General features: G+C 42.9%; 15 protein-coding genes and 2 pseudogenes. 5 read left to right on the top strand and 12 right to left on the bottom strand.

Annotated elements, in window-relative coordinates; genetic code table 11:
• Positions 1-31 precede the first annotated feature (31 nt).
• From HMPREF9010_RS15400 to HMPREF9010_RS26745, 3 genes and pseudogenes are all read left to right on the top strand, one after another.
• Positions 32-1,285 carry an exonuclease SbcCD subunit D gene (locus HMPREF9010_RS15400; RefSeq protein WP_004297351.1) on the top strand — a complete coding sequence of 418 codons (1,254 nt, stop codon included), beginning with the start codon at positions 32-34 and terminating at the stop codon, positions 1,283-1,285.
• Positions 1,282-4,149: an AAA family ATPase gene (locus tag HMPREF9010_RS15405; protein WP_008648314.1), complete on the top strand. Its 2,868-nt coding sequence runs from the start codon at positions 1,282-1,284 to the stop codon at positions 4,147-4,149. Before HMPREF9010_RS15400 ends, HMPREF9010_RS15405 begins: the two co-directional genes overlap by 4 nt.
• 509 nt (positions 4,150-4,658) lie before the next feature.
• Positions 4,659-4,703, top strand: a pseudogene (locus HMPREF9010_RS26745) (hypothetical protein); the annotation flags it as partial.
• 72 nt (positions 4,704-4,775) lie between these two features.
• Here HMPREF9010_RS26745 and HMPREF9010_RS15415 read toward each other — a convergent pair.
• From HMPREF9010_RS15415 to HMPREF9010_RS15430, 4 genes are all read right to left on the bottom strand, one after another.
• On the bottom strand, positions 4,776-5,288 hold the full coding sequence (locus tag HMPREF9010_RS15415; protein WP_004297355.1) for an RNA polymerase sigma factor: 513 nt from the start codon (positions 5,286-5,288) through the stop codon (positions 4,776-4,778).
• 68 nt (positions 5,289-5,356) lie between these two features.
• Positions 5,357-6,265, bottom strand: coding sequence for a vitamin B12 dependent-methionine synthase activation domain-containing protein (locus tag HMPREF9010_RS15420; protein ID WP_008648312.1), 909 nt, complete (start codon positions 6,263-6,265; stop codon positions 5,357-5,359).
• Between the two features lie 25 nt (positions 6,266-6,290).
• A complete protein-coding gene (locus tag HMPREF9010_RS15425; protein ID WP_004312024.1) occupies positions 6,291-7,628 on the bottom strand; it encodes a dihydroorotase in 1,338 nt (445 codons plus the stop codon).
• Positions 7,625-8,368 (bottom strand): polyprenol monophosphomannose synthase, encoded by a 744-nt coding sequence (locus HMPREF9010_RS15430; RefSeq protein WP_004306020.1) that lies wholly within the window; start codon positions 8,366-8,368, stop codon positions 7,625-7,627. The genes HMPREF9010_RS15425 and HMPREF9010_RS15430 overlap by 4 nt, the downstream gene beginning before the upstream one ends.
• A gap of 186 nt (positions 8,369-8,554) precedes the next feature.
• Between HMPREF9010_RS15430 and mfd the strand changes: the two are divergent.
• A pseudogene (mfd, locus tag HMPREF9010_RS15435) lies at positions 8,555-11,930 on the top strand (transcription-repair coupling factor).
• Between the two features lie 264 nt (positions 11,931-12,194).
• Here mfd and HMPREF9010_RS15440 read toward each other — a convergent pair.
• The 8 genes from HMPREF9010_RS15440 to HMPREF9010_RS0124310 form a co-directional block, all read right to left on the bottom strand.
• Positions 12,195-14,081 (bottom strand): YgiQ family radical SAM protein, encoded by a 1,887-nt coding sequence (locus HMPREF9010_RS15440; protein ID WP_004312022.1) that lies wholly within the window; start codon positions 14,079-14,081, stop codon positions 12,195-12,197.
• Between the two features lie 106 nt (positions 14,082-14,187).
• Complete coding sequence (locus HMPREF9010_RS15445; RefSeq protein ID WP_004306023.1) at positions 14,188-14,412, bottom strand: sulfurtransferase TusA family protein; 225 nt, start codon at positions 14,410-14,412, stop codon at positions 14,188-14,190.
• Positions 14,412-14,729, bottom strand: coding sequence for a hypothetical protein (locus HMPREF9010_RS15450; RefSeq protein ID WP_004297365.1), 318 nt, complete (start codon positions 14,727-14,729; stop codon positions 14,412-14,414). Before HMPREF9010_RS15450 ends, HMPREF9010_RS15445 begins: the two co-directional genes overlap by 1 nt.
• Before the next feature lie 78 nt (positions 14,730-14,807).
• A complete protein-coding gene (locus HMPREF9010_RS15455; RefSeq protein ID WP_004312021.1) occupies positions 14,808-17,717 on the bottom strand; it encodes a xanthan lyase in 2,910 nt (969 codons plus the stop codon).
• A 194-nt stretch (positions 17,718-17,911) separates the two neighbouring features.
• The gene (locus HMPREF9010_RS15460; RefSeq protein ID WP_004297369.1) at positions 17,912-19,903 is read right to left on the bottom strand and encodes a glucosamine-6-phosphate deaminase; all 1,992 of its coding nucleotides are present in this window, start codon (positions 19,901-19,903) and stop codon (positions 17,912-17,914) included.
• 148 nt (positions 19,904-20,051) lie between these two features.
• Entirely contained in the window at positions 20,052-20,828 is a 777-nt protein-coding gene (locus HMPREF9010_RS15465; RefSeq protein WP_004297370.1) for an amidohydrolase, read from the bottom strand.
• Between the two features lie 94 nt (positions 20,829-20,922).
• Positions 20,923-21,477, bottom strand: coding sequence for a 1-acyl-sn-glycerol-3-phosphate acyltransferase (locus tag HMPREF9010_RS15470; protein WP_004312020.1), 555 nt, complete (start codon positions 21,475-21,477; stop codon positions 20,923-20,925).
• Between the two features lie 7 nt (positions 21,478-21,484).
• Positions 21,485-21,754 (bottom strand): hypothetical protein, encoded by a 270-nt coding sequence (locus HMPREF9010_RS0124310; protein WP_004306027.1) that lies wholly within the window; start codon positions 21,752-21,754, stop codon positions 21,485-21,487.
• A gap of 860 nt (positions 21,755-22,614) precedes the next feature.
• On the opposite strand from HMPREF9010_RS0124310, the gene HMPREF9010_RS15475 reads away from it, so the two are divergent.
• Positions 22,615-23,568, top strand: a complete 954-nt coding sequence (locus HMPREF9010_RS15475; RefSeq protein WP_004312018.1) for a tyrosine-type DNA invertase cluster 3b — start codon at positions 22,615-22,617, stop codon at positions 23,566-23,568.
• Positions 23,569-23,591: the final 23 nt, after the last annotated feature.

Raw genomic sequence — 23,591 nt, 5'->3', positions numbered from 1 at the left:
GCCTCTTGTTATTAGAGATAGTTACAAAATTATGATACGTATATTACATACTGCCGACTGGCATCTGGGACAAACCTTTTTTGGTTATGATCGCACGGAAGAACATGGAGTATTCCTGAATTGGCTGGCAGAAGAAATTCGTCAGAAAGAGATTGATGCATTGATTATAGCCGGAGATGTTTTTGATGTTTCCAACCCTTCCGCAGCATCCCAAAGCATGTATTATCAGTTTATTTATCGGGTGACAGCAGAGAATCCGTATTTGCAGATTGTCATTGTTGCCGGCAATCATGATTCGGCAGCACGCCTGGAGGCTCCTTTGCCTCTGTTGCAAGCTATGCGGACGGAAGTCAGAGGGGTAGTTCGCAAGCTCGAAGGCGGAGAAATCGATTATGACCATTTGACTGTGGAACTGAAGAACCGGAAAGGGGAAGTGGAATTGCTTTGCATGGCAGTTCCTTTTCTGCGTCAGGGAGATTATCCGGCCGTGCAAACGGAAGGCAATCCGTATGCGGAGGGAGTTCGCGAACTTTATGCACAACTTTTGCAAAGGCTATGGAAGCGAAGGACGGAGAATCAGGCGATTCTTGCCATCGGTCATTTGCAGGCTACAGGATCGGAAATTGCAGAGAAGGATTATAGCGAGCGTACCGTGATTGGTGGGCTGGAGTGCGTATCTCCGGAAACTTTTTCCGAACAGATAGCTTATACGGCATTGGGACATATACATAAAGCGCAGCGAGTGTCCGGAAGAGAGAATGTGCGGTATGCCGGAAGTCCCATTCCGATGTCTTTTGCCGAGAAACATTATCATCATGGAGTCGTGATGGTGACTTTCGACGGAGGTTGTGCGGTGGACATTGAACGGTTGGAATGCCCGAAATTAATACCTTTGTTGAGTGTCCCGAACGGAGAACCTGTTTCACCGGAAGCCGTCTTGGAAGCCTTGAAGGAACTACCCGAGACAGAAGCCGTAGCCCCATATCTGGAAGTAAAGGTATTGTTGGAGGAACCGGAACCCATGCTTCGGCAGGAGATTGAAGATGCACTGGCAGATAAAAACTATCGGTTGGCGCGTATTGTTTCTACCTATCGCACTGAAACTGGAAATACGACGAAAGAAAATGAAAACTGGAAGAGGGGGTTGCAGGAAATGTCTCCCTTGCAGATTGCACAGTCTGCCTTTGAGAAGATTTATCAGGTGGAAATGCCTGTAGAACTGACAGGTTTGTTTGAAGAGGCCTATTTGGCTGCTACCCGTAAAGAAGAGGAGGAAGAAGAATGAAAATACTAGCTATACGATTGAAGAATCTGACCTCGATAGAAGGAACGGTAGAAGTGGATTTTATGGCAGAACCATTACATTCTGCAGGTATCTTTGCCATTTCAGGACCTACCGGTGCAGGTAAGTCTACTTTATTAGATGCCTTATGCCTGGCATTGTATGATAAGGCTCCCCGCTTTGCTACTTCAGTGGAAAATGTGAACCTGGCAGATGTGGGAGACAATCAGATTAATCAGTCTGATGTTAGAAATTTGCTGCGCCGGGGGACAAGTGATGGTTATGCGGAAGTCGATTTTTTAGGTATTGACGGACGGCGTTACCGTTCTCGTTGGTCGGTGAGGCGGACAAGAAACAAGATAAACGGTTCTTTGCAGCCACAAACGCTGGAAGTGAAAGAACTGGATACGGAGAAAGAATTTCAAGGTACCAAGAAAGAGTTGTTGATTCAGTTGGTGGAGTTGGTTGGCCTGACGTATGAACAGTTCACCCGTACAGTATTATTGGCACAAAATGATTTTGCTACATTTCTGAAATCAAAAGGGGCGGCAAAAGCAGAATTACTGGAGAAGTTGACAGGAACCGGTGTGTATTCCCGGATTTCTCAAGAGGTCTATGCCCGGAATAAGGCGGCACAAGAAGAGGTGACCTTGATTCAGAATCGGATGAATGTGATCGAATTGATGCCGGAAGAAGAGCTGCTTGCTCTGCAAAAAGAGAAAGAACTATCGACTGAAAAGCGTGCGGCAGGGATTAAACTGCTGGCAGAACAGAATGAACAACTGAATGTGGTTCGTTCATTAAAAATACAGGAAGAACTTTGTAAGAAAAAGCAGCAGGAAGAACAGGAGGAACAGGCTAGGGAGAAAGTTCTGCAGGGTGCATTGGCTTCCCAAGAGGAAGGATTGGTGCATTTTAAGGCACAATGGGAGGCCATACAGCCGGACTTGAAGAAAGCACGTCAATTGGATGTACAGATACAGTCTCAACAAAGCAGCTATATACAGTCGCAGCAGATTTTACAAGCGGCTAACAGGCAGGTGGCGGAGCAGGAACAAAAAATGCGAGTGGCTGCGGAACAATTACAGGTGTCTTATTCTTCTCTGAACCGCTTATTAAGCCATGTAGGGATAGAAGAAGCACTGCAACTTGAACAGGTGGAAGAGATTCTACGGCAAGAAGAAAGTAAACTGGTTGCCGCTACCAGTACGAATGAGGAACGTTTGTTGCGCTTAAATTCTTTCGGATATCCGTTATTGGCCGAAGAACAGGTGAAGTTGCAAAAAGAGTTGACTCGTCAGCAGAATATCCGGCAATTAACGGAAACGCAGACGAAAGCAAAGACGGAAATAGAAAGACTGGAGAAAGAAGTGGCCAATTGTCTGAAACAATTGACGGAGCAAGAAACCGCATTGAAAGTTACTCAACGTCTTTACGAAAATGCACGTATGGCAGTGGGAAAAGACGTGAAAGCATTGCGCCGGCAATTACAGGAAGGGGAGGCTTGTCCGGTTTGCGGTAGCACAGCGCATCCTTATCATCAGGAACAGGAGGTGGTAGATACTCTTTTCCGGAGTATAGAGCAGGAGTATAATGTAGCATCAACCAACTATCAGCAGATGAATAACCGGAGCATTGCTCTGCAACGTGATTTGGCGCATCAAAAAACGGTGGACGGACAGATCGCGGAACAGTTGGCAGCATTATATAAAGCAGGGATTGAAGCCGGAAACGAAGAGCAAATACAACACCGTTTGGCGGAACTGGCAATACGTATTTTGGAATATCGCAATCTTTATGCAGAATGGCAGCGCAGCGATGAAGAAATTAAAAAGATGCGTGCACATTGTGAAGCCCTCCGTGAGAATGTTTCTCTCTGTCGTTTGGCTATGCAGAAAGTATCGTCTGCCAAAGAACAGCTGGTAATCTTACAGAATGCTGCTTCGGCCGAACTAAAGAGATTTGAAGTGATAGAGAAAGCGCTGAATGTGCTTCGTCAGGAACGTTCGCAGCTATTGAAAGGAAAAAGTGCGGATGAAGCGGAAGCTGCCGTAGCAAAAAGAGAGAAAGAACTGAATCTCGCTTTGGAGAAAGCACGTAAAGAAGTAGAGGCGGTACACAACCGGCTTTCCGGTTTGCAAGGAGAGATGAAGCAAATTGCACTAGCTATAGGAGAGTTGCAGGAACAGTATAAAAAGATAGAGTCTCCCGAACTGCTTCCCGAAATAATAAAGAAGCAACAGGAAGAAAACCTGAATATAGAACGTGCCCTTTCTACTATGGAAGCCCGCCTGCTACAACAAGCAAAGAATAAACTGACTGTGGAACAGATTGCGAAGGAACTGGCAGAGAAACAAACTGTTGCCGAACGTTGGGCAAAATTGAATAAACTGATTGGCAGTGCGGATGGAGCGAAATTTAAAGTGATTGCTCAAAGTTATACTTTGAATTTGTTGCTGCTTCATGCCAATCAACATTTATCCTATCTCTCTAAACGCTATAAGCTGCAACAGGTACCCGATACGTTGGCACTTCAGGTAATAGATTGCGATATGTGTGATGAAATACGGACCGTGTACTCTCTTTCAGGAGGTGAATCGTTCCTGATTTCTTTGGCACTGGCTTTAGGTTTGTCTTCCTTGTCAAGTAATAATCTGAAAGTTGAATCTCTTTTTATTGATGAAGGTTTCGGCTCTTTGGATGCGGAAAGTTTGCGTACAGCGATGGAAGCATTGGAACAATTACAGATGCAGGGGCGGAAAATAGGAGTAATCTCTCATGTGCAGGAGATGAGTGAACGGATTTCTGTTCAGGTGCAGGTACATAAGAAAGTGAATGGAAAAAGTGTGCTTACCGTGGTGGGGTAAGCACACTCCTTACTACTTAGTATGAATTATTCAGGTTGGATTCTTTTACATTAATTCGTTCAGTTCGCTTAAATTCTTTTTGATTTCGTGGATACGATTTAAGAACTTCTTGCGGTAAATCCATAAGATCAATCCCAGTCCTCCGCCCCATAACAGGATGAAGAAAGCGATCATCCCCATTCCATATTGCCACACTTGCCAGTAGATAAATGAAAGTATAGCCAGGACCAGGAGAAAGGCAATAGCAATCAATCGTTCCCTGATGGTCCATCGATGGATACGGTTCACGCGGCTGATTACTTCTACCAAAGGCATCTCGTCTATTTGTGTCCGTTGGAGGAAACGGGTGGTGACGATATCCCAGCAAAGGGCAGGAATCCATGCGAAAATGATAATGATATAGATCGGGTTCAATCTGTTGTGCAACAGTACCTCCGCTAAAAATAAGATCAGTATCGGCAGAGAAATCAGAATAAGCTTGATGTTCAGTCTGGCAATGGCATGGATACCTTTGTCCGCATGCCTTATCAGCTTTTCAAGCTCTTCTTCTTTGATGAACTCTTTGTCTTTCAAGTGTTCATCCAGGGCATTCCAAGATTTTTTAAGTTCTTCCAGTTCCATATATCTTATTCCTCCTTTTTCATTCTTTTAAGTTTGTCTTTGATGCGACTTAGTTTGGTCGCTACATTGGTAACCGTCAGTCCGGTGATTTCTGCTATTTCCTCGTAACTTTTGTCTTCGAGATAAAGCAGGATAATTGATTTGTCGAGTTGTCCCAGTTGGTTAATCATCTGATAAAGCTGTTTCAACATTTCGTTGATCGGGTCGTGTGCTTCTATGGCCCAGTCGGTATCTCTGGTGAGGCTGACTATTTCCGGCACATTCTTTTCTTTACGATAGAAGCTGATACAGGTGTTGAGGGCAATACGGTAAATCCAGGTGGAAACCTTACATTCTTTTCTGAATTTGGGATAGGCTTTCCAAAGGTTCAATACCACATCCTGATACAGATCATTGAGAGGAGCATTGGGATTGGCATACAGATAGCATACCTTGTAGATCACCCGTTCATATTCGCGGATCACCGACAAAAACTCTTGTTCAATAGGGGCGCTAACCTCTGCTGTTTGTTCTCTCATGGAATCTATGATTACTTTTCTGGTTAGTTAGTCGTGAGAAAAGGAGAAAAATCACAGGGGAATAAGGACTATTGGAGATTAGCTGCCAGAAACTTACACATTTCTTCGATACTTTTTCCCCGACGGCGGGCATAATCTTCCAATTGGTCTTCTCCAATCTTTCCGACGGAGAAGTATTCGGAAGCCGGGTGTGAGAACATAAGCCCGCAAACAGAAGCGTGCGGGTACATAGCTCCGTTTTCGGTCAGCGAAATGCCTATCTGCTTCATGTCCAACAGTTCATCCAGCAGGAAGTTGACAGATTGATCCGGTAAAGACGGGTAGCCGACAGCAGGACGAATGCCCTGATACTTTTCGACCAGTAAGTCCGCTATGCCTAAATTCTCGTCTTTGGCATATCCCCACGCTTCTTTGCGCACATATTCATGCATCTTTTCTGTTGCTGCTTCTGCCAGACGGTCGGAGAGGGTTTGGACAAGCAGGTGTTTATAAGGGTCCTGTTCGTACAATCCTTCCATGTCCGCATCAATGGAAGAGGCAAAAGCACCGATGGTATCCGGGATGCCGGAAGAGATCGGGCGGATAAAGTCACTTAGACAAAGAAAAGGACTACCGTCTCTTTTCGGCGTTTGCTGGCGCAGTAAAGGAAAAGTGATGAACCGGTCTTTTTCTTTCTCAATAATCAGGTTATCCCCGTCAGAGTTTGCCTTGCAAAGCTTGAAGATGGTCTTTACTTCATAATCCCGGTCAAGCAGATCGAGCATCCGGTTGGCCTCTTTGAATAGCTGCATTGCTTCGGAAGCTTTATTACGTTCTTCTTCCGGGAAAGTTGTCAGCCACGAAGCACGGCAGGCATCACATCCGTGAATGTTGGTGATGGCTGCAAAACGTGGCTGGAACCCCCATGCATGGAAAAAGTAAATCCAGTTGATGTAGGGAGTGACTGTATGTATTTTATAAGATAAAATGGTACTCATAGGCTTGTTGAAGGCGAGCTGCTGTTTATCTGAATCTTAATTCCTGTCCGCGATAAGTCTCGTCTATTTCTCCGTTGTTATATAACAGATGTCCGTTTACAAATGTTTTCTCTACTTTCCAGTCGAATGTGTGTCCCTCTAATGGGCTCCATTTACATTTGCTTAGAATACAATCGGTTGTTACAGTCCATTCGCTTCCGGGACGGACTAATACCAGGTCAGCCTGATAGCCTTTGCGAATGAATCCTCTGTTTTGTATCTCATACATCTGCGCAGGAGCATGAGCCATCTTTTCTACTACTTTTTCGATAGTAAACACTCCTTTTTCTGTCAACTCCAACATGCTGACGAGTGAGAACTGAATCATCGGCATTCCGGACATTGCTTTTAAGGCACCGCCTTCTTTTTCGCTAAGTAAATGTGGGGCATGATCTGTGGCAATAGCATCAATCAAACCGCTATTGACAGCCTCTCGCAAAGCTTTCCGGTCTTGCGCTGTCTTAATGGCAGGGTTGCATTTGATGCGGGCACCCAGTGTCTGATAGTCCTCTTCCGTAAAGAGCAGATGAGAAACACAGGCTTCTGCCGTGATCTTTTTTTGTACCAAAGGTACATTAGAAAACAGGCTCAACTCTTTAGCTGTGGAAATATGCATGATGTGCAGGCGGGCGTTTGTCTCACGTGCCAACTGCACTGCCAGTTCGGATGAACGATAGCAAGCTTCTTCCGAACGAAGGAGCGGATGAAGAGCCAAAGGTACGTCGTCTCCGTATTCTTTCTTATATTTATCCGTGTTTTCTTTGATAATTCCCTGATCTTCGCAATGAGCAGCGATGAGCAGATCGGTTCCACCGAATATATTACGCAGACTGGCCATCCGGTCTACCAGCATATTGCCGGTGCTTGAACCCATAAATAACTTCACTCCACAAACCCGGTGTTTATCCAGTTGTGCAAACTGGGTATAGTTATTATTCGTTGCTCCGAAATAGCAGGAATAGTTGACTGCTGACTTTTCACCCAACAGAACAAATTTTTCCTCCAAAGCCTCCAATGTGGTAGTTTGCGGATTGGTATTGGGCATATCCATGATAGAGGTGACACCTCCTGCTGCCGCAGCACGACTTTCTGTGGTGATATCTGCCTTATGAGTCAGTCCGGGATCGCGGAAATGCACATGTTCGTCGATGGCACCCGGCAAAAGATAACACCCGGTTGCGTCTATTATCTCGTCGCAGGGGGCAGTTGCGTTTTCTCCGCCAACCAATATTTCGGCTATCTTTTCATTCTCGATTACTACTGAACCCAGAACTTTTCTTCCTTCGTTGACAACAACGGCGTTTTGAATCAGTGTACGTTTCATTTCTTTTGTGGGAATTTATGGAACCAACTATTTACTTTTAATTTTATCACACCAAATATGGCTTCTCCAAAGATGCTGCTATTCATTTTAGAAGTCCCTAATTCACGATTAATGAAGATAACGGGAACCTCGATAATTTTGAAACCACACTTGTAAGCAGTGAATTTCATTTCAATCTGAAAGGCATATCCTTTGAAGCGAATATGATCTAAATCGATTGTTTCCAACACCTGGCGGCGGTAGCAAACAAATCCGGCAGTGGTGTCATGTACAGGTATTCCGGTGATAAACCGCACATATTTAGAGGCAAAGTATGACATCAATACCCGTCCCATCGGCCAATTCACTACATTCACTCCGCTGACATAACGGGAACCGATGGATACATCTCCTCCTTGTTCCGAACAAGCCTGATACAAACGGGGTAAATCATTCGGATTATGACTGAAGTCTGCATCCATTTCAAAAATATACTCGTATGCGTGTTCCAGTGCCCATTTAAATCCAGTAATGTAGGCAGTACCCAGTCCCAGTTTTCCTTTACGTTCTATCATGAAAAGCTGTTCGGGAAATTCTTGTTGCAGTTTTCTTACGATGGCTGCCGTTCCGTCCGGAGAGCCGTCTTCTATGACCAGAATATGGAATACTTGGGGAAGGCCGAAAACGGCACGGATGATATTTTCTATGTTCTCCCGTTCATTATAGGTGGGGATAATTACAATGCTATCCGATGTCTGCATATAGATACTATAAAATTTAGAAACAAAAGTAGTTCTTTTTCCTTTAGTTATAGCTGAACTAAGGAAAATTTAACGTGTTTCATGCCCCATGCGGAATAAGACGGCAGATACCTTATTATAATACTTCTGTTCTTTGGGTGCATACTCCCAATCTTTTTTGTAATTTTGCGGGGAAATTTTATAGGTATGACAATAACTGAGTTGCAACAACAATATGCTGCCCATCCCAATATGGCAGTAATGAAGCGCTTGTTGAAGGACACTTCCGTTCAGACTGTTTTTTGCGGAGGACTGTGTGCATCCGCCGCTTCTCTTTTTTCTTCTGTACTGGTGCAAGAGGGTGGTTGCCCGTTTGTATTTATTTTAGGTGATCTTGAAGAAGCCGGATATTTCTATCACGACTTGACGCAGATATTGGGTACGGAAAGAGTATTGTTCTTTCCATCTTCATTCCGTCGCTCCATCAAGTATGGACAAAAAGATGCGGCCAATGAGATTTTGCGTACAGAAGTACTTAGCCGCTTGCAAAAGGGGGAAGAGGGATTATGTATCGTTACGTACCCGGATGCATTGGCGGAGAAAGTGGTGTCGCGCAAGGAATTGAGTAATAAAACGCTGAAGCTGAATGTAGGAGAGAAAGTGGATACCACTTTCATCACCGATGTGTTGCATAGTTATGGTTTTGAATATGTAGACTACGTATATGAGCCGGGACAATATGCTGTTCGCGGTAGTATTATCGACGTTTTCTCTTTTGCTTCGGAATATCCTTATCGCATCGATTTCTTTGGTGATGAAGTGGAAAGTGTTCGTACCTTTGAAGTGGAGTCTCAATTATCCCGTGAGAAGAAAGATGGAGTGTCTATCGTTCCCGATTTGGCGGTGACAGGAGATGTAACGACTTCTTTTCTGGATTTTTATCCCGAAAGAGACTACCTTGGCGATGCGCGATTTTCTTTGGTTGCGCGAGCGAATCCAGGTGGTACACGATGAGGCGCTGACTCCACAGGCAATAGCCGTTCAGGAGGCCGAAGAGAATGGTGGCATTACATTGGAAGGGAAATTGATAGACGGCAGCGAGTTTACTGTACGGGCACTCGATTTCCGCCGGTTGGAATTTGGTAATAAACCGACCGGAACGCCCAATGCCAGCGTTACTTTCAATACATCTGCCCAGCCTATCTTTCATAAGAATTTCGATCTGGTAGCTTCTTCTTTTAAGGATTATCTGGAAAAAGGCTATTCGCTTTATATCTGCAGTGACAGCATGAAGCAAACAGATCGTATCAAAGCTATTTTTGAAGATCGGGGTGATAAGATTAATTTTACTCCCGTAGAACGTACCATTCACGAAGGTTTTGTAGATAACACACTGCGGCTCTGTATCTTCACAGACCATCAGTTGTTTGATCGTTTTCATAAATATAATCTGAAAAGTGATAAAGCCCGTTCGGGAAAAGTGGCACTATCCTTGAAAGAACTGAATCAGTTCACTCCGGGAGACTATGTGGTGCATACGGATCATGGTATCGGACGTTTTTCCGGCTTGGTACGTATTCCGAATGGTGACACTACGCAAGAGGTTTTGAAACTGGTGTTTCAAAATGAAGATGTGGTGTTCGTCTCTATTCATTCCCTGCATAAGGTTTCCAAATATAAAGGTAAAGAAGGAGAGGCTCCCCGGCTTAACAAATTAGGTACAGGTGCATGGGAGAAACTGAAAGAACGTACGAAGAGTAAAATCAAGGACATTGCCCGCGATTTGATAAAATTGTATTCGCAGCGTCGTCAGGAAAAAGGTTTCTCTTACAGTCCCGATAGTTTCTTGCAGCGTGAGCTGGAAGCATCCTTTATTTATGAAGATACACCGGATCAGAGTAAGGCGACGATTGATGTCAAGGCAGATATGGAAAGTGACCGCCCGATGGACCGTCTAGTCTGTGGCGATGTAGGATTTGGAAAAACAGAAGTTGCGATTCGTGCGGCTTTCAAAGCTGTTGCCGATAATAAACAAGTAGCCGTTCTGGTTCCGACAACAGTACTTGCTTACCAGCATTTTCAGACTTTCCGTGAACGTCTGAAAGGCTTGCCGTGTCGGGTGGAATATTTAAGCCGCGCACGTACTGCCGCACAGACCAAAGCTGTATTGAAGGGATTGAAAGATGGAGATGTCGGTATTCTGATAGGTACCCACCGTATCTTGGGAAAAGATGTCCAGTTTAAAGACTTGGGATTGTTGATTGTGGACGAAGAACAGAAATTCGGTGTCTCTGTCAAAGAAAAGCTGCGCCAGTTGAAAGTGAATGTGGATACACTGACTATGACTGCTACTCCAATTCCCCGTACCCTTCAATTTTCATTGATGGGTGCACGCGACTTGAGTGTGATTTCTACTCCGCCACCCAACCGCTATCCGATTCAGACCGAAGTGCATACTTTTAATGAAGAAGTGATAACGGATGCCATCAATTTTGAGATGAGCCGCAACGGTCAAGTCTTCTTTGTCAATAACCGGATTGCGAACTTGCCGGAATTGAAAGCGATGATCGAACGTCATATCCCGGATTGCCGTGTAGCGATTGGACATGGACAGATGGAACCGACAGAGCTGGAGAAGATTATTCTGGATTTTGTCAACTACGACTATGATGTACTCTTGGCAACTACAATCATCGAAAGTGGTATTGATATTCCGAATGCCAACACTATCATTATCAATCAGGCGCAAAACTTTGGATTGAGTGATCTCCATCAGATGCGTGGACGGGTAGGACGTAGTAATAAAAAAGCTTTTTGTTATCTGCTGGCTCCTCCGTTAGGTAGTTTGACAGCCGAAGGAAGGCGACGTCTTCAAGCAATTGAAAACTTTAGTGATTTGGGAAGTGGCATTCATATCGCCATGCAGGATTTGGATATTCGTGGAGCCGGAAATCTGCTTGGAGCCGAACAAAGCGGATTTGTTGCCGATTTGGGATATGAGACATATCAGAAAATTCTTACTGAAGCTGTCCATGAGTTAAAGACAGACGAGTTTGCAGAACTGTATGCGGATGAAATCAAGGGCGAAGGACAAATTAGTGGAGAAGAGTTTGTAGACGAGTGTCAGGTAGAAAGCGACCTCGAACTATTGTTGCCTGCCAACTACGTAACAGGCAGCAGCGAACGTATGTTGCTCTATCGCGAACTGGATGGACTGACATTGGACAAAGATGTGGAAGCTTTCCGTGCTCGTCTGGAAGACCGCTTCGGACCGGTTCCCCGGGAAACGGAAGAACTACTCCGTATTGTGCCTCTACGCCGTCTTGCAGCCCGTTTGGGTGCAGAGAAAATCTTCCTGAAAGGTGGGCGGATGACCTTGTTTTTTGTTTCCAATCCGGATAGTCCGTTCTATCAAAGTAAGGCTTTTGGTAAAGTGATAGACTATATGATGAAATATACTCGTCGTTGTGATTTGCGTGAACAGAACGGCAGACGGAGTATGCTGATTAAGGATGTTACTAATGTGGAAACGGCGGTCAGTGTGTTGCAGGAGATTGTGGCTTTGCCGGTAAAGGAAGCATAAATGAGTTGAAGATGCTATCATTGGCAACAACTCATTACTATGTAGCTTTTATTTCTTTCTCTTACCTATATTATTTTTTCGATTGACTAATGAGTTTTCGTTTGACAGTTGTTGAACTATCGTTTGACTATTGTCAAACGAAAACTTACTAGGTAATCAAATACATATCAATTGGAGAGCGCTAACTTAAAAGTAGCCAATAAGATCACAAGTTATAATTGATTCATAATCATGCCTTATGCTTGATTTATAATTTATTTCATTCTATCTTTTTCCTTTCCCTCTTTCCATGTCCTTTCTTTTTCCGTATAACTTGTCTATCAAATCTGAACGTCCGATACGTCTCAACTCATTGATGATGTTTTTTCGTTCTTCCGGTTTGTACCAGAAAAAGAATTGGCGTTGTGCAAGTTTCTCCCGTTGGGTTTTGGCACTGAATATCGGTTCTAGCGTGTATGGATGGAATCCGCTATACCAGGCTTCGGTAGCCACTGTCATCGGAGTAGGAGTGAAGTCCTGCACTTGTTCCAGGTGGAAGTCCAGACGTTTGGTGATAACGGCAAGTTCCGCCATGTCTTCTTCATTGCATCCGGGATGCGAAGAGATAAAATACGGAATCAGTTGTTGACGCAGATTTTCTTCCCGGTTAATGCGGTCGAATATCTTTTTGAATGTTTCAAATTGCTCAAAAGAAGGTTTGCGCATTATAGATAATACCCGGTCACTGGTATGCTCCGGAGCCACTTTTAACCGGCCACTCACATGATTGACTATCAATTCACGGGTATATTCGGCAGTGCTACGGTTGGTAGTTTCATCTTTGCTTTGATGAAGTAACAGGTCATAGCGTACACCGCTACCGATAAACGATTTTTTGATTCCGGACAAGGCATCTACTGCACGGTAAATATCCAGTAGGGGACGATGATCTGTATTTAGATTCGGGCAAACTTTCGGGTGAATACATGACGGTCGTTTGCACTTCTTGCAAATAGCTTCATCTTTCCCTTTCATCTGATACATATTAGCGGAAGGACCGCCCAAATCACTTAAATATCCTTTGAAATCGGGTAATTGAATAACCTCTTTTACCTCTTTCAGTATAGACTCTTTGCTTCGACTGACAATAAACTTTCCCTGATGGGCGGAAATGGTACAGAATGCACAACCACCAAAACATCCCCGATGAATGTTGATGGAAAATTTAATCATATCGTATGCCGGAATCCGTTTTCCTTTATATTTGGGGTGAGGCAGACGGGTATATGGTAAATCAAACGAATGATCGAGGTCTTTCTGGCTCATCGGAGGATAGGGAGGATTGACTACGACTATCTTATTCCCTACTGCTTGTGTGATTCGTGAAGCCGAATATTTGTTGGATTCTTCTTCGATATGTCGGAAGTTACTAGCCTGTTTCTTTTTATCTGCCAAACATTCTTCGTGTGAATAAAGTTGAAGGTCATCTTCGGCAGATGTCCATTCTGTTGCACGACAAAGATAGGCTGTCTGGGGCACAGATCCGATAATTGTTCTAAATTTGCTACTTGTCAGTACAGGTTCTTCAGTGGTGAGCAGGCTTTTCATATTTTTCACCAGGTCTGCAAGAGGCTTTTCTCCCATTCCGTAGATGAGCAGATCTGCTCCGCTGTCGCACAAAATACTCTTTTGTACTTTGTCCTGCCAATAATCGTAATGACTCAATCGCCTTAAACTAGCTTCGATTCCTCCAATGACTACCGGAACATCCGGAAAAAGTTTCTTTAGTATCTGGCTGTAAACTGTAGAAGGATAGTCCGGGCGCATATCCGGTCGGCCGTCCGGAGTATAAGCATCTTCACTGCGTAGGCGTTTGTTGGCGGTATATTTATTAACCATTGAGTCCATGCATCCGCCGGAGATACCGAAGAATAGCCGTGGACGTCCCAACTTCTTGAAGTCGCGCAGGTCGTCACGCCAGTTAGGTTGGGGAACGATGGCTATTTTCAAACCTTCCGCTTCGAGAATGCGTCCGATAACGGCAGCACCAAAAGAAGGATGATCCACATAAGCATCAGCACTGAATAGAACGACATCCAATTCATTCCATCCGCGAAGTTCAACTTCTTTTTTGGTAGTGGGTAACCAGTCGGTCAATCGATATTCTTTCATGCTGCAAAGATACGGATAATAAAAAACATCCCAATGATTTTTTTATTCATTGAGATGTTTAACTTCAATCATCAGGATGTTTTCTTCCAATCATTGGAGTGTTTTCTTAAAACTTCCCGTTGATTGTGAACTGTAATGTCATTTGTTCTCCGTCATAGATTTCACGGAAGCCGATACCTTGCTCGGACAGATATTCCTTTAGATCCTGAAACGCATCAGCATGGTTCATGATAATCTCTATTGTTTCACCCGGAGAGGCAGTGCACATCGCTTTTATTGCAGGAATCAGCGGACTGTATGCTGTTATTCCGCAGGTATCTACCGTAATCATTATTCCTCCTCTTCTTCCGCTTCCGGACTGGAGAGCCAGGTAAGATAAAGTTTGATGAGCTGTTGCAAGCCGAATGCCTTCATATTATTGTGATAAATCACGTCAATACAAAGGTCCAGCAAGTCTTTACTGTCTTCCTCCTGACTGGCGATAAGGGAGCGGATATTTAGTTTCAACTTATCCAGAACTGCTTCATCTACAATACCGGTACTGTCGATAAGATGACGGAACAGGGCATATTTTTCAATCGTTCTCAAGTTTTCATTAGATACTTCTATGCTGCGTGTACCGCTGGGATTTGCTTGTATAGTATACATTGTTTTTTAGTTTTAAAGGTTATTATAGTAGCAAAGATAGAATTTAAAATGAGAAACGGATTAAAAAAAGGATATTTTTTATTTTTGAGTAAAGAATCCCAAGATGCCTGCCATAATGGTTGCCCGATCCGCTTCCGACTGGATGCTTTCAAAAGGAAAGCCCAATACAAAAGTGCGGTAGTTCCCTTTGTAGGCAATACCTGCACTCTGATTGCCGGGTGCATACGTAAATACGGGGAAGGCAGTATCTACGGGAACAATACAATCGGCAGCAGGTACAGCATAACTGCTTTCATTAGGCAGACGTGGGATTGTAATAGTACGGCCCAATCCTTTAATCTGATTCGAACTCTTATCCGTCAGGCTACCTTGATAACCATATTTCAGTATTTTCTCCGTAAACTCCCGGTTTCCTTGTGTTCCACTCATATCACTTCCTACATAAGCACCACTGACAAACAGGTTACCTCCCGCTTGGCAATAACTGGTCATAATCCGTTGCATAGCCGAAGAGAATGTCTTGTAATATGCTTTACTTGCAGGATCTTCTTTTTCCAGTCCCAAAATATAATCTACTACTGGATAATCTTCTAATGTAACCAATCCGTTCTCTACTGCTTCGTCGCTGCATGATACGAAACTATATTTTCCGGCTGCCTGAATTGCTTTTCCGTGAATAAAAGGATAGTCGAACGTGTTTCCTGCAATTTTCATTCCTTCTAATTCGTTTCCGCTATGTCCCAGACTTCCTTTTCCTTCTTTACCGGCTTGTGTACGGTCGAAGCCGGTTTGTGCTCCGCAAAATGAAATATTCGATATATACGGAACGCCGGGATCTTGCATTAGATCGAATCCAGCTTTATCAGAAGTGTTAACGACCGCCGGACCGCTGATTCTGTCAAAGCCATTGATGATGATTACTTTTCCCTGTTCACGTTTGGCTTTATAGACAGAAAGGATTTCAGAAGGAAAACTTTCCCCACCCCGGTTTACAGCAGTTACTTTGAATGAATAAACAAGTCCCGGTTCTATCTTAACGGTGTGGGACGTTTTGCTGACTAAAGTGCCATTGTCAAAACCTCCATAACCGATGCGGGTATATACAATGTATTCCCGTGGTCGTGCAGTCGGTTCTTGCGGATCGTCTTCGCCTTTCCATGAAAGTTCTAATGTATTCTTTTTCTTTCCAAATTGAATGGCGAAATTGCTCACAGGCAGAGGCTGAACAATGTATTCTTTATCGTGCTGGTTGGTAATGAACTGCAAAATACCTTTGTAAATGGCACGCCCCACTGTAAACTTGAAGTTCGGATCATGTCCTAACTGCATATCTGCGAAGTTCTGGTGGGAGAGTAATTCAATAATCGTGGAAGGTGTAGCCGGAAGACGTGTTTCGCTATAATTCCGGTTCCACATGCTGCGGCGTGTCCACGGCAAGCTGTAGCTTGAATAAATATCTTTCTGAATCTGTGTCAGCAGAATGTCTGCCAGATCACGTGAGGCATACCGGTCTGTTCCTGCATTCAGTTTGCCATTATTGAAATCGGTGGTGTAAATGCCGAGTGATCCGATCAGTTCGTCTGTTTTGCTGCATCCGGCGTCACTGTGTAATGCCATCGTCATTTCCAAAGGTATGCCCAGACCCGACTGTTGTGGGTTATAGACGGAACTGCCCGATAAATAATTGATAACGTTAGAGCGTGTGTTAATATCGTCTGTATAGTCGTTTTCACCTTTTCGTCCGGCATATACTTCGTATGGCATTCCCGCCCATTGAGCAGAATAGCGTGCTCCTTCCAAGTAACGCGGTAGCCCACTGATTCTTCCTCCGCGGGCAATGTTACCCATTCCTCCTCCAAAACGTACTGCATCGGCACATACAACTCCATGTTCGCTGCTCTCGTTACTAAGAACCACCATACCGTAGTCATTGTTCCCTTTGTCGAATTCAAAAGTGCCGAGATAAACCCATGTGCCTCCACCTATCTTTTGGTTTACTTTGAATTCGGTAACTCCACCGTTATGAAATACCAGATATTTGGCGTCGCTTACACTGTTGGGTAATGTCTGGTAGGAAACATAAACAGCATACTTGCCTGTTGCCGGCAGAGTAGGCACCCATTCGGCAAATACCTGGTCTTTATTCTTCTTTTTCTTTCTCTCTGTCGGAATAAAACGACAGGTTCCGTCAGTGAAAGGATTTTCTCCATCTTTATAGATTGTTTTCTTCTGAGCAAATCCTTTTACCGGAGCATTTGCCCAATTAATCTTTTTACCCCCCATTTCCAAATAAAGGGAAGCATTGGGGGTATCATTATCTACAATGATTTCATTCTTTTGTGTATCTCGTTCGCGGGGAGTATAGACAATCGCTCCTGCATTTTCCAGCATTGGAATTACATAAGGAAGGACAAAAGATTGAGTGAACATGTCTTCTGTGGTGCAGAATAATCGGGGACGTTGCCATCCCCATTCGTTTTTATCATTTTTGAAATAGTTGCCGTGGCTTTGCCAGATTGCAATGTGGCGGTCTTGTAGTCCGCGTGAGATTTCATTAGGACGTGAAGTGTTTTTCACCCAGGGAGCTCCTTTATAATCTACATTTAAGGATAACCGCTCCTTATCCTTTTTCTTATTCCGGTAGAAATTAGGTACCAAATCTTCAATGGGTTTCCCATCCGCATAAATGGTGAGTTGGTAATAATGAACGGGACCCGGAAGCAATTCTTTAACTTGATTATAAATGTTTTCTACAGTTTCCGGACGGAAAGGCTGGTAGGCGAAACTCTCCGATGCATAGATTGCAATCGTCTTACGGTCGTAATTAATATCGAAGCTATTCAGTTTAGGAGTGCTGATTTTGGCTGTTGCGGTATATTGGTTGAAGTAATCCGTCAGCCGCTCTTTTACATTTCTTTCAATATCCTGCGCAAAAAGAAAAGTTGCACAGAATGTAAGGCCTAGAAAAAATACTATTATTTTCTTCATACTTGTTGCTTTTTTGCTAAATGCAGATTATCACGGATTATCGCAGATTGTTTTATTCTATTTTTCTTTGCGAAAATCTGCGTTAATCCGCGTTTAATTCTCCCCGCAAAAATAAACAAAAAAGAGCGAGAAGTATCGAAACTTCCCACTCTTCTTTCATTGTTTTATATTCTCTTAATTAAGAATGATTACTCTTATAATGGAACATATTCTACAAATGCTTCCATTGCTTCGTAAGAAGCCAATCCCAATTGATCGTACAAAGTAGCTGTACCACGGTTACGATCTTCGCTACGTTGCCAGAACAAACGTTCGTCGTTACCCAGGAACGGAGCACTTTCCATTTGCGACTGATGTTTCAGGATAGAGTTACGTTTTGCACGAAGTTCTTCCGGACTGATAGGCACTGCCATTTCAATATTCTCGATTTCCCATTCAGCCCACGCACCACGGTACATCCAGATACGACAGTCTTTTAGCCATTTGGCACCTTCTTCTTTTTCAAGATCGACAGCAGCAAATACAGCGTCTGTACATACACGGTGAGTTCCATGTGGGTCGGCTAAATCACCAGCAACAAAAATCTGGTGAGGTTTTATTTCACGGAGCAAGTTGCGTACAATTTCTACGTCTGCTTCACTGATTGGGTTTTTCTGAATCTTACCTGTTTCATAGAATGGCAGATCGAGGAAGTGGCAACGTTCCAGCGGTATATTATTATAAGTACAAGCTGTACGGGCTTCACCACGACGAATCAGACCTTTGATAGTCAGAATATCACGACTGTCCATATCACCGTCTTTCTTCTCCTTCAGGAAATTGCGTATTTCTATATATTTTTCATTGATAACCAAATCTTCGCTATTATTGAAGAGCTGATTGAATCCATTGATAAAATGCATGAAACGAACTACTTCTTCGTCACCTACGGCGATATTACCGGAAGTTTCGTAAGCTACGTGTACTTCGTGCTTTTGTTCTACCAAACGGCGAAGCGTACCACCCATTGAAATAACATCATCATCCGGATGCGGAGAGAAGATGACCACACGTTTCGGATACGGTTTTGCGCGTTCCGGACGATAGGTATCATCAGCATTAGGCTTACCGCCCGGCCATCCGGTAATGGTGTGCTGCAAATCATTGAAGATTTTGATATTTACATTGTACGCAGAACCGTAAAGTGCCAGAAGTTCACTCAAACCGTTTTCGTTATAGTCTTTATTTGTCAACTTCAAAATCGGTTTGCCGGTCAACTGACACAACCAAACGATTGCACTGCGGATTAATTTATCATTCCATTCGCAAGAAGTGACTAACCATGGACGTTGGATACGTGTCAGGTTCATAGCGGCTGAAAGATCAAGAGCTACATGTGCATTATTGTGAGTTTGCAGATAAGAAGCAGGAATTGTGTCAGTGATCGGACCTTCCACACACTCTTTAATCATAGCTGCTTTGTTTTCACCCCATGCAAGCAGATAAACTTTCTTTGCGCCAAGAATAGTAGCTACTCCCATTGTAATGGAGCTGATCGGCGTATTATCCAGCGTTCCGAAAATCTTGGATGCCTCGTTTCGTGATGCATTATCTAACAAAATCAGACGAGTGGTAGAATTCAGTCGGGAACCCGGTTCGTTGAACGCAATGTTACCTACACGACCAATCCCTAACAAAGCAATATCAATACCTCCGAAGCTTTCAATGCGTTGTTCATACAGACGGCAATATTCGAAGATGGTATCTTTGGCAATGCTTCCATCGGGAGTGAATATATTCTGCTTGTCAATGTCGATGTGATCCAGCAGCATACTCTTCAAAGCATTGAAGTTACTGTTGATTGCATCGGGAGACAACGGATAATACTCATACATATTAAATACGATCACATTGCGGAAGCTAAGTCCCTCTTCCTTATGCATACGGATAAGCTCGGTATATACGTGGCTGGGTGAATCTCCTCCGGGAAGAGCCAATACACAGAAACGTCCTGCCTTTTGTTTCTCGCGGATGGTTTGTGCTATTTCGCGCGCAATATAGTTAGCACCTTCTTCTACGGATTCGTAGATGTCCGTAGGGATTTTTTCGAGTCTTGTCAAGACTGATTTTTCAAATGCATTCTCCGGTCTGTAGTATCTGGGGGAGACCCGGTGGAGACTGATTTGAGAACTAAGATTTGTTTTCATAAAGTTGTTAATTAAGTTATGTAAGATTAGCGTCCTTACGACTGTATTTTCACGACAAAGATACAAAAGAAGTCTATATAATTAACTACCGAGTTCTAGGTATTGTTGCTGCAAGAATCTGTTTTTAACATTTGTTATTTTGCCAATGTTACAGATGGAATTCGTCTGCATCTTTCCATACCGGGAACTTCTCTCTGAATTGGTTGAGAGTGTTCAGATTAAGACTCACAGTAGCTATTCCTTCCTTTTCATCTGGAAATGAGCCGATTTCTTCTCCGAAAGCAGAATAAACTCTACTTCCTCCATTATATGTAAGCTGATATCCGTCTATACCCACCCTGTTGACACCGCATACATAGCATTGATTTTCCAAAGCACGCGCCCGGAGCAGAGTGTCCCAAACCAGACGGCGGGGGATAGGCCAGTTGGCTACATATATTAAAAGGTCGTACTCGTTGTTTACGTTCCGGCTCCATACAGGAAAACGGAGATCATAGCAAACCAACAGGCAGATATTCCATCCACGATAGGGGATGATAAGTCGTTTGTCACCGACCGAAAAATGTTCGGCTTCCCTTCCCATACGAAACAGGTGACGTTTGTCATAATAGAATTCTTCTCCTTCCGGTGTCAGGAAGAAGGCCCGATTATAGAACTGGTCGTTTTCAGTTGCTATATAACTTCCACAAATGGCTAGCTGAAATTGGGCAGCCCATTGTTTGAGTATTGTAATGGTTGCTCCGGAGTTCGGCTCTGCCAGCATTTTACTCTGCATGCTGAATCCGGTGGAAAACATCTCCGGTAAAACAACAATCTCCGTTATTCCACGAAGACTTTGCAGCTTTTCGTGGAGCAAACGGAGATTTTCTTGTTTATTTTCCCAAACAATATCGGTTTGTATGATAGAAATACGGATAGACTCCATGATAACTAAGTATTAAGTAATAAGTATTAAGTATTAAGCCGTGCGGATAAGTATATCAAAAGCTACGATTAATACTTAATACCTAATACTTAAATCATATTTCTCCAAGAGCAAAATTCTCCGGATGTTTTCCTTTGAAATCCTTGAAATAAAGTTTGATTTCTCTCATGTCCTTATTAATATCTCCTGACGGCATGATAGCTTTCGTTGCCGAAATCGTTTTCTTGCTGTAATCAATACCAATCAGGACGATAGGAACCTGTGCTTTCAAAGCTATAAAATAAAAACCTTTTTTCCAGTTTGGATTCGCTTTGCGGGTTCCTTCGGGAGTGATAGCCAAATTAAACTTTTTATATTTAGCAAAATTATGAACCATCTGATCTACTAGCGAAGTTTTTCGGCTACGGTCGACGGGAATTCCGCCAACTGCTTTGAAAAAAACTCCAAGTGGAAAGAAAAACCATTCTTTTTTCATCATGAAACTTGTCTTACGGCCTATAGCACCATAAAATAGTTTTCCAATAAATAAATCAAGGTTTGTTGTGTGTGGAGCGGCACATATCACGCATTTATCATAATTAGGCACCGTAACGTTTGTCTTCCATCCTAACAGGCGGTAATAGATAAAGCTATAAATTGCTTTTTTCATTCTGTTGTTAGTTCAATTTCCCTATAGCTTCAATAATCTCGTTTACCTTTGCATTAAAATCAGCACGGAATTTCTTATAAAAACCTTTCACGTTGCCCGGTTCTGTGTGGCTGATGCGAGTGACAAACTCATCCTGCATCTTCAGTACCTCTGCCATCAGTTCATCTGCTTTTACCTTGTCTGTGCCAGGGATAAACATACTGTTGATTAAACACTCGGTGAATAATTCTCCTGCGATATAGTTTACGTTCTTTTTGAGTTCTCTTCTACTTGCCATAATCTTTACATTTAATGGTGAATAATAAAAATACTTGCGGTAAAGATAGGCACTTTCTTTGATTCTAGCGAATAATATAGGGAAAAACATTATTCAGGCCTTCATCTTCTTAACTCTATCTCTTCATTTAAATAATTTCACAGGCTATTATTGATGGAATAACGGTTTGATTGTGATCCTGAATAGTATTTATATGATTTACTTGTTAATCTGCGTTTCAATAAATTCCTATTTAGTTCATTTCGGATCACTAATGAGTAATTTATTTAGTTCAACAGTTGATAGGGTAAGTCACTTACTTAACCAATGTTGGTTATGTATGGGCCAAATGTTATTTTTAGTGAAGCGGTAGCCCGAGAAATAATATAGAATTTACCTAACGGACAAACGTACGTTATCTACCGTGTGAATATCCGTTACCCACCGGACGAGCATCAACAACCTGCCGGACGAGAGTCGGTCATCTGCCGGACGAACAACTCATGAGGGACACGGGAATAGAAACGGCACCGACAAAGTGATCCGGACCGACAGCGGTAGCAACCAAAGCCATTTTCTCTGCCCTATATTATTGCTATTATTTATAACAGAAATAATACTTTTCTCTTCTCTACTTTACTCTACTGGTTTTCGTTGGCTTTTCCCCCTTTACTGGCAGGCGTTTCAGCGCTTTGTACAGCCCTCTTTGGATACCCTCGTTTTTGTATCGGTTTCACTTGTTTTCTCACCGAAGTACAAGAATAACTTTCACGTGAATGACGGTGTTTCTCTTATTTTTCTTTTTTATAATAGCTGCAATCATAAAGTAGGTTATTTTTGTTCTTTCTCTTAATTTATTGTATAATCTAAAATAACTAATGATGCAAAAAATTAATAAAAATGGATTTAGCCAATGTGCCGGAGCGTACATTGAGCGTTTGCGGAAAGAAGGGCGATATTCTACCGCTCATGTTTATAAGAATGCTCTTTTTTCTTTTAGTAAGTTTTGTGGAACATTGAACATATCGTTCAGGCAAGTCACGCGAGAATGTTTACGTTGCTATGGACAGCATCTTTACGAGTCCGGATTAAAGCTCAATACGATTTCTACTTATATGCGTATGCTTCGTAGTATCTACAATCGGGGAGTAGAAGCGGGAAGTGCCCCTTATGTTCCCCGGTTGTTTCATGATGTTTATACAGGCGTGGATATCCGGCAAAAGAAAGCATTGTCTGTGACCGAGTTACACAAACTTCTATATGAGGATCCGAAATCCGAACGTTTGCGTCGTACGCAGACGATTGCCGCTTTAATGTTTCAGTTTTGTGGAATGTCATTCGCAGATTTGGCGCATTTAGAGAAGTCGGCTTTAGACCGGAATGTGCTTCAATATAATCGTATCAAGACTAAAACACCAATGAGCCTGGAAATTCTCGAAAGTGCAAAGGAGATGATGAATCAGCTTCGAAGCAATAAACCTGCTCTTCCTGATTGTCCCGACTATTTATTCGATATTTTACATAGTGATAAGAAGCGAAAAGATGAAAAAGCATATAAGGAATATCAGTCTGCTCTTCGTAGATTTAATAATTGTTTGAAGGATTTGGCGAGAGCGTTGCGCTTAAATTCGCCTGTCACTTCATATACTTTCCGACATTCTTGGGCCACTACTGCCAAATACCGCGGAGTTTCTATTGAAATGATAAGTGAATCGTTGGGGCACAAATCTATTAAAACCACACAAATATATCTGAAAGGCTTTGGATTAAGAGAACGTACAGAAGTAAATAGAAAGAATTTATCTTACGTTAGAGATTGCAATGCAGGCAGGTGATATATAGACAAAACTTTAATAAT

The organism is Bacteroides sp. 3_1_23 (assembly GCF_000162555.1).
Lineage (GTDB): Bacteria > Bacteroidota > Bacteroidia > Bacteroidales > Bacteroidaceae > Bacteroides > Bacteroides ovatus.
This window is presented reverse-complemented; position numbering and strand designations above follow the sequence as displayed.

Bases quoted from the DNA above. Each gene is read 5' to 3' on its own strand.
- HMPREF9010_RS15455 (WP_004312021.1), bottom strand. From the start codon at position 17,717: ATGAAGAAAATAATAGTATTTTTTCTAGGCCTTACATTCTGTGCAACT.
- HMPREF9010_RS15460 (WP_004297369.1), bottom strand. From the start codon at position 19,903: ATGAAAACAAATCTTAGTTCTCAAATCAGTCTCCACCGGGTCTCCCCC.
- HMPREF9010_RS0124310 (WP_004306027.1), bottom strand. From the start codon at position 21,754: ATGGCAAGTAGAAGAGAACTCAAAAAGAACGTAAACTATATCGCAGGA.
- HMPREF9010_RS15440 (WP_004312022.1), bottom strand. From the start codon at position 14,081: ATGAAAGAATATCGATTGACCGACTGGTTACCCACTACCAAAAAAGAA.
- HMPREF9010_RS15420 (WP_008648312.1), bottom strand. From the start codon at position 6,265: ATGAGTACCATTTTATCTTATAAAATACATACAGTCACTCCCTACATC.
- HMPREF9010_RS15400 (WP_004297351.1), top strand. From the start codon at position 32: ATGATACGTATATTACATACTGCCGACTGGCATCTGGGACAAACCTTT.
- HMPREF9010_RS15415 (WP_004297355.1), bottom strand. From the start codon at position 5,288: ATGAGAGAACAAACAGCAGAGGTTAGCGCCCCTATTGAACAAGAGTTT.
- HMPREF9010_RS15445 (WP_004306023.1), bottom strand. From the start codon at position 14,412: ATGATTACGGTAGATACCTGCGGAATAACAGCATACAGTCCGCTGATT.
- HMPREF9010_RS15405 (WP_008648314.1), top strand. From the start codon at position 1,282: ATGAAAATACTAGCTATACGATTGAAGAATCTGACCTCGATAGAAGGA.
- HMPREF9010_RS15450 (WP_004297365.1), bottom strand. From the start codon at position 14,729: ATGTATACTATACAAGCAAATCCCAGCGGTACACGCAGCATAGAAGTA.
- HMPREF9010_RS15465 (WP_004297370.1), bottom strand. From the start codon at position 20,828: ATGGAGTCTATCCGTATTTCTATCATACAAACCGATATTGTTTGGGAA.
- HMPREF9010_RS15470 (WP_004312020.1), bottom strand. From the start codon at position 21,477: ATGAAAAAAGCAATTTATAGCTTTATCTATTACCGCCTGTTAGGATGG.
- HMPREF9010_RS15475 (WP_004312018.1), top strand. From the start codon at position 22,615: ATGCAAAAAATTAATAAAAATGGATTTAGCCAATGTGCCGGAGCGTAC.
- HMPREF9010_RS15430 (WP_004306020.1), bottom strand. From the start codon at position 8,368: ATGCAGACATCGGATAGCATTGTAATTATCCCCACCTATAATGAACGG.
- HMPREF9010_RS15425 (WP_004312024.1), bottom strand. From the start codon at position 7,628: ATGAAACGTACACTGATTCAAAACGCCGTTGTTGTCAACGAAGGAAGA.